Origin of the sequence: Flavobacterium sp., assembly GCF_024642105.1 — a bacterium.
Lineage (GTDB): Bacteria > Bacteroidota > Bacteroidia > Flavobacteriales > Flavobacteriaceae > Flavobacterium.
Window position 1 is genome coordinate 323,945 of record NZ_JAHEBT010000053.1, and the last position, 13,298, is coordinate 337,242.

At 34.5% G+C, this 13,298-nt stretch carries 5 protein-coding genes and 1 pseudogene; 2 read left to right on the forward strand and 4 right to left on the reverse strand.

What is annotated here, in order from left to right; translation table 11 throughout:
- Nucleotides 1-161 precede the first annotated feature (161 nt).
- Nucleotides 162-1,076, reverse strand: a complete 915-nt coding sequence (locus tag Q0L65_RS09765) for a hypothetical protein (protein WP_296685802.1) — start codon at nt 1,074-1,076, stop codon at nt 162-164.
- A 187-nt stretch (nt 1,077-1,263) separates the two neighbouring features.
- Between Q0L65_RS09765 and Q0L65_RS09770 the strand changes: the two genes are divergently transcribed.
- Both Q0L65_RS09770 and Q0L65_RS09775 read left to right on the forward strand, forming a co-directional pair.
- Entirely contained in the window at nt 1,264-1,764 is a 501-nt protein-coding gene (locus tag Q0L65_RS09770) for a hypothetical protein (protein ID WP_296685804.1), read from the forward strand.
- A gap of 56 nt (nt 1,765-1,820) precedes the next feature.
- Nucleotides 1,821-2,315, forward strand: a pseudogene (locus tag Q0L65_RS09775) (site-specific integrase); the annotation flags it as partial.
- Between the two features lie 4 nt (nt 2,316-2,319).
- Here Q0L65_RS09775 and Q0L65_RS09780 read toward each other — a convergent pair.
- The 3 genes from Q0L65_RS09780 to Q0L65_RS09790 all read right to left on the reverse strand — a co-directional run bounded on the left by Q0L65_RS09780 (nt 2,320) and on the right by Q0L65_RS09790 (nt 13,296).
- Nucleotides 2,320-6,141: a T9SS type B sorting domain-containing protein gene (locus tag Q0L65_RS09780; protein WP_296685806.1), complete on the reverse strand. Its 3,822-nt coding sequence runs from the start codon at nt 6,139-6,141 to the stop codon at nt 2,320-2,322.
- Nucleotides 6,142-6,362: 221 nt separating this feature from the next.
- On the reverse strand, nt 6,363-6,884 hold the full coding sequence (locus tag Q0L65_RS09785) for a hypothetical protein (RefSeq protein WP_296685808.1): 522 nt from the start codon (nt 6,882-6,884) through the stop codon (nt 6,363-6,365).
- A gap of 1 nt (nt 6,885) precedes the next feature.
- Nucleotides 6,886-13,296, reverse strand: coding sequence for an FG-GAP-like repeat-containing protein (locus Q0L65_RS09790; RefSeq protein ID WP_296685810.1), 6,411 nt, complete (start codon nt 13,294-13,296; stop codon nt 6,886-6,888).
- Nucleotides 13,297-13,298: the final 2 nt, after the last annotated feature.

The following is a 13,298-nucleotide window of genomic DNA, read 5'->3' on the forward strand; positions in this document are numbered from 1 at the left end:
AATGATTACTTCTTGAATTTGTTCCTCTGTTAATTCTGGATTTGCTTTTTTTACTATCTTTTTATATTTGTCAAATACTTCCACATTATAATTAATGTGCATCACTTTCGGCTTATCCGATAAGTTTACAGTATATCAATGAATCTGATTTGTTCAGTATTCTACAACTTATGTTTTTTTGTGTTCTCAAAATTTACAATGTTTCCATCTACAGTGTCTATACTAATCGATTGATAGTCCCCTTTTTTAATGTACTCTAATAAACGACTTTCTAATTGTGCTTTCTTAATTGTTGTAACCTCTACCATTTCTATTTTACCGTTTTTAAAGCGAATTTGAATTGATTTTATATTTTTATGCTTTTTACGAATATGTTTTAAAACAGCATGTTCTTCTTTGGTTAAAATTGAAATTGTTCTTGATTCAAAATTATCATCACCTCTTTTTAGAAAATTAGCAATAATCCTACTCAATGAAACACTTAAATACGTTTGTGTTAATAATGACGACAACTCATTTATTGTATTTTTCAAATGAAATCCTCTAAGTGATTCAGCCGACATAGGAATACATGCACCTGGAATATCTTTTAAAAACAAAAGAGACCAATCTTCATTAGTAACTATAGCATTAACAACAATAGTATCCAAATAAGTAATTTCAGCACTTCCATTTAAATCACTTTGGTTTAAATCAAAAGCATTTAGCTTATTGAATGGTTCCTCACCCAATTTTTCTATAAAATTTTCTTTGTCTTTAGTAACTGATTGCATTAACTCACCAATAGTTATCTCTTCAAATAATCCTTGTTTAATCAATTCAATTTCATCGTAATTAAAACCGTAATTTCTTAATTCAACTATAATCTTAATCCAAATATATTCAGTATAATTTACCTTTTTCCAGTCGCCTTTATCAGAATCTCCTCCTATTGACAACAAGCCTGAACGTTCCCAATTCACAAGGTCAGTATAAATAACATCTAACTCTGTTTTTAAAAAAACTCGTTCTCTAAGTTTGTCATATAAATTCTCTGCTATGTCAGGATTGTTTACAAAATTTTCTATTGGCTCCATTGTATTTTTTTTCAAATGTAATAATAAGTTTGTTTTATTACAAACTTTAATGTAATTTTGTTTTGGTTTAAAGTAAAAATAACTAAAAAAGAAAATTAACACTTAGTCTACATCAGGTAAACCCAAAGTAAACAATAGGTAGACCCCAAGTAGACCAAGTATTTACCAAAATTAAAAATAAATAAAAATGAAAAAAGAAAGTACTCGCAACATGACATTAAGTACAAAAGTTGCACCTGAGCAAAAAGCAGAATATTTAAAAATTGCACAATCTAATAGAATCTCGGTTTCTGAATGGGTGGCTAGCATCATTGAAATGAATAAAAATTCATACAATCAATTTGGGGAGCCAACCCAACAAGAAATAATAAAGGACATGAAGATACGCAAATTGGAACTAGAAATAAACCGATTAGGTGCTAAATTAGAAAGTGCGGATTTTAAAGTTAATTTTGAAATGGAAAGAGGGAATAAAGCAATTCATGAAAGAGACAAAACTGAACTTGAAAACAAAAAATTAAAAACCGAAGTAAAACAATTAAAAACAAAAATAATGTTGTTAGAAAGTAATGAAGTTTATATACCTGAATCTATAGTAACTAACAGACCTGTTGACTTTAAATTTTTAACGGCTGGTATTGCTATACTCACAGCAGTCATTGGATTTTCTTTTGGGCAAAAATTGTAAATACTAGTAATATTGAAGAACTTAAATCTTTGGTTTAGTAAATCTGTTGAAAATCCCTTTTTAGCTGCTTTACCGGTTTAGCCTACATAGATGTCAAAAACCTAACAAAGTCGCACATAAGCCACGGTATTGATGGAGAACAGTGGATATTTACCCACCGCCAAAAAACAGAAAGCGCCTCAAAAATCCCCATACTCCCGGTAACGCAAATGATCATCGACAAATACGACAACCATCCTCAGAGCAACAACGAGGACAAGCTCCTCCCTATTCTATCCAACCAAAAAATGAATGCTTATTTAAAAGAAATAGCAGCAATTTGCGAGATCAATAAAGAACTCACCTTTCACATTGCCCGACACACCTTTGCCACAACCGTAACCCTCACTAACGGAGTACCCATAGAAAGTGTAAGCAAGATGCTAGGACACAAAAACCTACGCACCACCCAGCACTATGCTAAAGTCTTAGATAGAAAAGTAAGCGAGGACATGAAAATACTAAAAGACAAGTTTACAATGAATACGCCTGTAACTAAAGTAAATCTATAAACCACTAGCGTCTCAACGCAAAATGACCCTTGAAAGACCTGCCGTCCTCTAATTGAATAGAGTACCAATAATCATCTGCAGGAAGCAGTTGTGAAGTATAAGTACCATCCCAACCTTCTGAGGTTGGGTCTAATTGTTTTAATAATTTGCCGTAGCGATCATAAATGTAAACAATTGTTTTGTAGTTAAAATTAACATTAACTCCTTTAATATTCCAGTAATCATTATGACCATCACCATTCGGAGTAAAAAAGCTAGGAATACCCAGTACTGCAACTTCCTTAGAACTAATACCACAACCATTCAAATCTTTAACATACACGGTATGTATACCCGATTTAACGGTGTTAAAAACAGACTCTGTTTGATACGGTCCTGAAAGCTCATCCAAGCTATAGACATAATCTCCAGAACCAGTAACCGAAACCGTAATACTATTTTCCTCTGCCAAATCAATAATCGCAACATTGGTAATCTTAGCAATATCAGAAGCGACTACCGTTATAGTTCTTGTTCTCGAACATGATGTAGAATTAGTAGTGGTAACTGTATAAATACCAGCTGTATTTACGGTTAGATTATCACTAGTGGCTCCTAAAACGGGTTGCGCATTAAATGTCCAATGATAGGAATAGTTACTAGCTGCACTTCCATCCAAAATTCCAGCATCAATCACTTTGGTAAAAGTGGGCAAATTACTGCATACCAATTCATCCCCTACCAACGCAATCTTTGGAACTGGGTGAACTACAAAAGGAATAGCGACACTAGCAGTGCAATTAGTATTCATTGGATTAATAACTTCGGCTGTGACTGTTTGTGAATGCGTTACAAATGGGTTAGGTAATGGACTTGGTAAAGCCACATTATTCTGGTCAAAATAACGCACTTGCATTCCCGTTTGACCTCCTAAAATGATCTCTTGAAAACCTGTAGTAGTAAAAGCAAAGGTACCGTCTTGTTGGATAGGATCTAGTTCATCATCACAAACACGAATAGCGTTAGCAGCAATAGGAAAAGCCTCAGGCAAATCGTCCACAACAAACTCAATAGTAGTTTCAATGGAACAAGCTTGAGTGGTGGTATTGGTCAAGACTACTCTCAAAGTTTGAGAAGCAGTAAGAAAAGGATTGGGTAACGGACTAGACAAAGCCACATTATTTTGGTCAAAATAAGCCACACTCACATTGGTCATTCCGTGTAACAAATTGGTTTGAATACCCGAAGTATCAAAAGAAAATTTACCGTCTTGATTGTCATCACAATGCACTATTTTTTGTGGAGTTGCAATAGGAATACGTTCTACTACCAAGTGAACGTGTTTGCCTAATCCCAAACAAGCATTATCTAATTTACTATCCACACGAACATAAATATCTTGAGAAAAAGGACTGTCTGTATTCGAATAATTAGACGGATTAGGAATAGCGTTTTGCTCTGCCAAAGCATCATTAAGTGTTTTGAAATAACGTATTTCTAATTGTTGTCCTATTGGAAATAAACTTTGAATTGATGTGCTAACACTACTAAAATCAAATTGAGAAATTCCATCTGTGTTACTACCTGAAGTAGAATCATCACATTGAGTAAAGGTTTTAGTAACCGAAATAGGAATTTGAGTGGTAGAAACAATCAAGTTCAATTCAGCAATTCTAAAACAGCCCAAAGTAGTAGCTACACGCACATACACTTTATCAATACTTGCAACACTATTGGTATAAGCAGTAGGATTGGCTATTGGATTAGTATTATTCTGAGCATCGGTTGGAGTTTTAAAATAACTAAATAAAGCGCCTGAATTCAAACTAATTTTCCCTTCGGCTTCTTTCAAATTAAAACGGCTAAATCCATCCGTATCGTCATCACATTGTTTCAAATCCACTGGACTAATAATTACAGGTAGCCCCAATACTTCAATAGCAATAGAAGTGCTTTCAACACAATTCAGATTATCTTTATTGGCCATTTTTACATAAATAATCTCAAAAGGATCTGTGTTCACATACGCAGCAGGATTAGGTATGGATTGCGTTAACGCCGCATCTTTATAATAGGAAAGCACAAACTGACTGGCAGATTGTCCATTCAGTATGGAAGTGGCTCTTTGGGTGAGGTCAAACACTACCTTTCTATCAGAATCGGTGCCAAAACTAGTATCGTCGCATTTTTGTAGCGGTGCAATGGCAGTATTGGCTTTGGGTTTAGGACTATCGAAAACTGCAAGGGTAAAACTACAACTCGCTTTACATAAGGCATTAGCTAAATTAGCTACCTCAGCAATCAAAGTTTCCGTTTGATACGGTACTGGGTTGCTATAAGCAACTGGATTAGTAATGGGTTTTTTAGCAGCATAATCAGCAGCATTGGCATAATACGTTACAGAGAACTGGCTTGTATCTTGACCGTTGAGTATAGCAGCGTTTTGAGTAGTCAAATCAAAAGTGGCAACCCCATCATTGTTAGTATCACAATACGAAATGTTTTGGGGTGTGGTGGCTGTAGGAACTGTTGATATAACTATTTCTTTGGTTTCGGTACTAGTGCCCTCTGGCGTAGTGATGGTAACCGTAATTGTATAAGTACCTGCGTTAGTATAGGTATGAGTAGGATTCAAACTAGTCGAACTTGCACCATCGCCAAAATCCCAATTAGCTGTGTTTACAGTTGCGGTAGTGTTTAATTCAAAAGTAGTTGGGGTACCTAAACATAAATTATTTTCTATAATAATTTGGTTAAAATAACTAGCGCAAAAAGAAGGTAATCCATAAAACTGATATCCGTATTTTAAAGGAACTTCTTCAATACGATAATCACAACCTTTACCTAATACATTTGGCTTATTTATTACACTTAAAACAGGCGTTCCACCAAAAGCGGTTTGATAGATTTTATTATTTATCCCTAACTGTAAACCTTGAGCGAAAACATCCATTTCTGATACTATCAACTTAGAAGCTGCAATATCACCAGCCATTAAATCAAACTGATATAGATGTTTTCCAGAAGAACCATAAAGAATTTTGCTATTTGGTGAAAATTCAACAAAATCAATTAAGACATTATTTTCTAATATGCTTTTTGGATTAGAAACCTTACCTGTAATTGGATCAAAATCAAAAAGCTCTAAGTTACTACCACTACGAGGATTACAAACAGCTAATTTCTTCCCATCAGGAGATATTTTCATTTCAGTGCCCGTACCAGTTGAATTCAACCAATCATTAACAATTGTACCCACACTACTTAAAACAGGCACTAAATTAATTCCTGTAGATGTAATTAAATACGAATAAAAAGTATTTGTTTTCCATTTATCTGTGATAATCCAAAAATCTCTACCATTTGCATGCTTAATGGTTACCATTTTCTGATTACTAGGGGTATATAAAAGTATGTTTTTATCCTCAGTAACAGCACCTTTACCTCCATCTAAATCCATATTTACTATAGAATATCTGAATTGATTTCCACTTGAATTAAGATTAAGAGTAAAAACATAATATAAATTTGAAACTCCTGGTTTAGGTACAATATTAACAGATTGAGCGCAATAAAGATTACCCATCAAACCATTTCCATTAAGCATTATATTACCTTCTTTATTCCATATCATCTCTCCATTAGAATAAAACAACAAATTACCATTCTTGTCTGAAATAGTAGCACATCCAAATTGAGAACCAATCTCGGAAGGAAAAGATTCAACACTTCCATCTGGGTGAAACTTAAGACCAGCAAAATTTCCAAAACACCAATTACTCGCTTCTTTCTGTGAAAAAACAAAAGAACTACTTACTAAAAAAAATAAGGACAACAGGTATTTCATGTACTAACGAGTGCTTGAATTTTTTGGATTATAATTTTGTAATCATTTTCGTAAATCTAAAATAATATAAAAAAGAGACACCAGCATACATATTGCTCTAATTTTTCTCCTCCTCTTACATAGAGTACAAAAAACTACAACTTTTTAGGGTTGTAGTTTTTTGGTTTAATTACATTATAGTCAATCGCATAGCGCGCTATCCTGGAAGCATCATAACTGGGTTAATCGCACCTGAAATACGCAGAAAACGATAAATCTTCTTTAAAAGATGCTCTATAAAAATCGTTTGGTATAATTTCAATGATGCCATCCAAATGTAGCTCTCCCTTTAAGCCTTTTAGGCTATCTTTAAATGGGTTTTTGTTGAGAATTAAATTAAAATTTTTAATTAAATACTTTTCTTTATTACCGCCATCCGTATCTCCAAAATAGTCATAAGAAATGTTTGTAATTTTAAGTTTTTCATTAACATATAAAACTATGTTTTCTCCTCCATATCCAAAATTAGAAGAGAATCTCATTTCTAATAAATTAGCTTTGATAAATTTCACTTTTAAAACGGAACCTTTAGGTACCGACATTCGATCCAGATTACACTTAAAGATATTGGAATTATTAATTTTATTATCAAATTTGTATGAATTAATAATATTTAATGAGCAATGTGGGGAGGGAGATTGTTTTTTATCTATACATGACATACAACAAATAACAAAAAAAATGTGAATTATTATTTTTTTCATACTAAGGAAGATTTTGAATTATTTTAAATCCATATCGAGAATAATGGAATCCTGGATAACCTGATGATAACTTAGGGTCATAATTAACTCCTATGTTCCATGCTTTAGATTGGTCAAGAGTCCATTGATTTATTATCTTATGTTCTGCAACTTTTGAAAATGGATTACCAATTGTATAAAAATAAGCGTGCATATATTCATGATGCATAGTTACATAAAGCTGAGCTCGTGTAAAAAATGCAGCTTTTGATAAATATACATTAGTAGTTTTATTAAACCATCCTCCTGTTCTTGTAGTCAAACCATATGCCTCTTCTCCTTTTGGAGTAATTATAAAACCGTTTTTCATACTATAATCTTTAGGAATCGTACCGTCAGCATATAAGTTATCAACATTAGAAGACAATCTGTTCAATTCACTATGAGAGTTAGAAAATCTACGAGCAGAATTATTTGAATATTCAACCGATTCACTACCATCATCTAACAAAGGAAAATCGTTAGCTTTCATTACATTAGTTCCGTTACCACTCCAAAAATCTAAACCTTGACTTTTAGCATTAATACCTCCACTAATACCTCCCATAACACCCCCTGTAACAATACCCATTGGTACAGCGTTTAGTCCTGCAGATAATCCCTCTCCGAGATTACCTCCATTTAGCCAAGTTCCTACTGCTCCTGCTGTAAAAGCTCCCGCAGCACCTGCAGCAGCCCCAGAGACAAACCCCGCTTGAAAACCTACGGCTGTAGCCATAGAACTACCAAAAAATGTCCCTCCTGCAACAAGATTGCCTACCCCAGCACCAACAAGCCCTGTTAACCCTCCTACAAGCATACCTTTTAAAAACGCGGCTCCACCATTACCATCGGCTTGATAAGCAGATGTCATACCTCCAATGATAGCTCCAATTATTATTGGCATCCAAAAGAAATTACCAGAAATATCTGTATGTTTCAATGGATTATTTACACAATAGGCATATCGGTTATAATTTTGCGTATTAAACGGCTCTTGTATGTAATTATCCGGTTGCAAAAAGCGGTGCAATTTTGGGTCATACAAACGGGCGTTCATGTTTATTAACCCTACACTAGTTAAATGCTCGTGACCGGTGTAACCTCTGTCAAAAGCCCCCCAACTACCAAAAGCAGCCCCAGTGGCATTATAATAATTGATCAAAGAACCCCAAGCATCAAAAAGGCGTTTTTCTACAATAGTACCAGCTTGATTGGTAATTGCCAAAATACTGCCTTGGTAATCTCGATGTAAATATAAATAATTTTGAGTTACACCATCACTTTTAACTAAAAGCGGCGCACTGTAGCCATCACCACCTATATAAGTTACAAACTCTGTTGCGTTGTTTTGTGTATCGAGTTTGATTTCCATACTACCATCAGCACTGTAGTACTTGCGATAACGTCTAGTTTCTTTGGTACCTAACCCTCCATAAAACATGGCGGCACGTACGTTTCCATCATTATACGTAAAACTGACTTTGTCTGTTCCTACTTCATCTATTTCTACGGGGCTTTTAAAGGCATTATAACTAACAATTTGCGTTGGTCTATTAAGGTAATAGTTTGTGCCCTCAGGACTAGACTGTATCGAGGTGTTTTTGTATGGTGTATTAGAGCTATAAATATAACTTCCTAAATTATTGGTCGTAATACGACCTCGATCATCATAGGTCTGATAAACAGTCGTTCCATTTCCATCTTTCCAGTTGAGTAAACGGTCTTGCTGGTCGTAAGTAAAATTTTCGCTCCAATTATTGAATAAATTATTATTCCTACTAGTCAAATTACCTCGTTGCGCATCAAAAACAGTATTCAGCATCATTGTATTCACACTACCCAAGTTGTGTTGGGTTTGACTAATTAAACCATAGGTGTCGAAGGTATTGCTTATCGTAATCCCATTACCTAAGGTAGCATTGACTAATTGCCCACGAGCGTTTACAGTATTGGTTTGCCATAAAACAGCTAGTGTGGTATTGTCCAATATCTGCCAAGGAAATCCATTGGCATATACATGCTTAATAGTCTTACTACTGGACTTGTTATTAGAAAGTACTTGGGCAGTACTCGATTCGGTATTAATTCGACCAAAGGCATCATAAGTCAGTTGTTTGGTAAAGCTAACATAAGGGGTTTGTTCGAAAGTTTGGTTCAAGCGGTTGTAACTATCGTATTGATAAGACGTATTTATTTGAGCTCCGCTATTCAAATTATCTGTAAAAACAGTCGACTGCAACAACTTTGTAACTGTATCGTAAACATAACTAGTAGTAGAGTTAGTGTTGTTGTTATTATTTTTGCCAGTAATCGATTTACTAGTTAGTTTGCCTACACTATTTAAAGTATAGGTGGTTATACCATTAGGGGTTTCTTCTTTTGTAATTTCACCAAATGAATTATAAAAATAATCATAAGTTCCTGCTGAGGAATCAGTTAGTTTGGTCTTTCTACCCCAACCATCTTGTTCAATTTCGGTGGTAACTCCACCATAATTAGACGCTTTCAAATTTCCATTATCAAAATAGGTGTACGTAATGGTTCCCCCTGGACTATCAGTCATACTCACCACCTTACCTATAGCATTTTTAACCGTAGTTTTAGTTTTTACCCCATCATCAACCGTCGTACTCAAACCTGAATAACTCATCGTAACCGTTTTTCCAGTAAATGAAGTAGTCTTAACAACCCTACCATAAACATCATATTCGGTAGTGTTCCATTGTGTAGCATTACCATAATACGGTTCGCTTACTTTGTAATTACGGTCATAGATGTCATATCCATAATCAACGCTCGACAATACACCTCCAATGTCTTTGGTACTGCTTTTGTATTTGCGTCCTAAATCGTCAAAATAGTCTACTGTTTGGCTACTATCATCGCCATCGGCAGTAATTGAGGTGTTGTTCCCACTACGTGTATAGCCAATAGTTTTGCTTTTTCCTAAATAATCCGTTGTCTTAATCTTTCTAAACCATACATCATAAAAATACGAAGTGGTCAACCCATACGGGTTCGTTTCGGATGTAAGCAATCCATTACTGGTATTGTAATTAAAAGTGGTTGAGAGGCCTTCAATATCAGTGCTCTGAGTTAAAAATCGTCCTGAGCTGTCGTACTGGTAATTTGTTTCTCTGGCAACTAATCCAGGTACTGAAATGGATTTTTTGGTAATATTACCAAAACCATCATAACTATTTGTTTCTGTGATTATATCGGTAGAAGCACTCACCGACTTTTGTACTTGGGTGAGTAAATGGTTCGTATAGGAATACGATTCAGTGCTCGTAGAACTATTTACTGAGTTACTTAAAGTTTGTGTTTGCGTTTTGGCTGTAGGCCTACCCACTACATAGTAAGGATAGGTAGTAGGAACCTCATAAGTTAGGTTGGTCGTCGATGTCTGTACCAAATTACTCCCCTCTTTTGTAACACTTACAGATTGAGTTGGATTATTATAACTATCATACGTGATACTCGTTTCTGTATTGGTAGGATCTAAACCATTATACTGTTTAGTATTGGTGTTTTGCAACTTAAATACTTTATTCGCCTGCAAAGCATCGGCAGCAGTATTGTAAGATAAAATAGATTTAGAAATATAATCTGTTGGTGCAAAACTACTGTAAGGAGAAGCATAATAGAGTACCGTATAATTCTCTGTATTAGCTCCTCGAAGCGCAGTATCAAATTTTGAAACCGTCGAAATAATCTGATTAGAAGAAGAATCATCGTACCAATTGGTTCGCATCGAGGACTTGAAACCTAAAAAGCCCAAACCTTCAACATTAGAAACAGCTCCATAATACGCAAACAATTGCTTTTTATAAACAGTAGCGCTTTGTTTTTCAAGTTGGGATACAACTTGAAATCCAGGAGCCGCTTGAATATCTAGATTAGGATAGTTTTCAACTGGTGTAGTTGGAGCGTAGGTAGGTTTACAATTGTAAGAACACGGTTCTATTACTAAACCATTATATGTAATAGTCTCTACTACCTTATTCCCATTGGTAACCGTTCTTAGTAGCTTTTCTTTACTAAAATCTTTTTTAGAAGCAAAATTGTAAATAGAACTACCGCTAATAAAATTAATTTCTATTAAAGGATTATTTCTATCAAAATCTAAAAATATTGGAATCGCATTTGATTGTACTGCATCCATATTAGACGTTTGAACTGAGGATTCTAATTCAAAATTGTCTCCATTATTCTTGTAATTCTTTACAGAGATGTATTTATAGTCATATCCAGGCAATATTAAATTGGTACTACCCGCTACAACTAAATCTGTTTTACCATCATGATTGATGTCATTAGGGATAATTGGTTTGTAATCACTCGAAGAAGGAGTCGTGTAGTAAACTGGATAGGTTTGAAAAGTTTTAACATAACTAGTACCTGTAGAAATATATTTGGCATAATAATTCCCCACTCCTATTGGGAGTATAAAATCAGTTTTACCATCCCCATTATAATCCCCCATTAAAACAGGTCTGTCATTAAGAATGTCTGTATCTGAAGAAGCATACAATTGTTCAAATTGATTGGAATCATTGAGAGAATACACTTTAAAAGACTGATAATTGAATACATACAAATCCGACTTTCCATCTCCATTAAAATCAGAAACCATATAATTATTAAGAGTAGAAGGAGTAATTACACCCGTATTAATAAGCGAACTATCAGCAATACGTTTATCTAAATTAACTAAATAAGTCTGCCCTCCATCGCGATACCCTATGCGGTCACATGCTGCAGTGTAAACAAGTTGCCCCTCAATAGCGACAACATCGGTTAAACCATCTCCATTGAAATCTCCGTTTACAAATTTTTTAGGAATCTCATAGGTTTGATATACGTAATTACTATAATTATAATTACCACAAATCCTAAAATAAGACCAAGAAAAATTAGGGAACAAATAACTTTTTTCATACTGCAGAAGTATTGGGTTTAATCCTCCTTCTGCGCTATAATTTGAAAAAGTAAAAGTATTAGTCCCATTTTTCTTAATGGTAGACCACCCTTGTTTTGACATCATTTTATAGCCTAAAGAGGCATTTCCAGTTAAAAAAGAAGACGTATAAATCTCTTCGAAAACACCTGTACTTAAATCAAAACTAGTATTTGTTATTTGAGTTTTTAAATCATAAAAAAGAGAAAATTTTGATTTTGCTAAACTCCCTGTGATAGGATACAATATAAAATCCATTTTTCCATCACCATTAAAATCTCCTGAAATAGTGGCAGAATTTGAAGACGAAATATTAGTATAATTAGTTGTAGCACTGATGGGATCCATTTGAATACTTGCAGTTATCGTGTCATATCCAAAAACCATAGGCTCATAACTTTTAGTCAAATCACCACTTCTTTCAGTAAAACTTACAAGACGTTCATAGCCCAAAGACGTTAAATCATGACCCAATAAATAATTCCTATAACCTACTCCATTACCCGTAACTTTTATTTCACTTAGCAATTTTGTAATAGAAACGCTCTGACCACCAATATTGGCTTGCTCTGGTCGCTGTCTGTTTTTATAAACAAAAAGTATTTGATTAATAGGTGTGTTTGCTCCCAAACTTCCATAATTGATACTAGCTATTCTTAAACTATTATTTTCTAAAATATAAGAATAACTAATACGCACTCCTTGAGGGTTTTCCCAATAAGTAATAGACCAGTCAGATATTGAACGAGAATCATATGAATTACCATAATACGCTTTAGACCCATCTGGATATTCTACAACAAAATAAGCCGGTCCGTAATTGGAACCATAGGGATGGGTTCCATAAGAAGTAATTTTAACATTAGAGAAACTTTCGGTTTCATAAACGGTTCCGTTAGCACCATAAACTCCTCCGCTACCATTTTTAACGACCAATCGCTGTCCATCAAATGCAAAACGATCTAAACTATCAAAATCAACAGCATCAATAGTTCCATCATGAAATTTAGTCGCCGAGATTCTTGTAATAGAAGATATACCCGACACATTCCAGCCATATCCAGCTAAACCGTTACCTCCCTGACTATTGTAATTCAAACTAATTTGAGGTACAACGCCATTAATTCCTGGTGGTACTGCTAATGGTATAGAATAAGTCGCGCCTCCAGTTAAAGAAACAGCCAATTGACCCTCAGTAGTTCCAACTTCAATTGAACTACTAGGTGGTGGACTTACTGGACCAGGAGGTGTAACTGGATCAGGGGGTAAATCTGGGTCAGGGGGTAAAATAGGGTATGGATCTGGGTCAATTTCAACTGGTACCCTAGCAGTAATAATTTTATTCCCTGCACTATTTTGAGTGGTTCTTTTTGTTTGAGCAAAAATTGAAAAACTAAAAAATAGAATCAATAGAGTAAAAAACTGTTTCATAT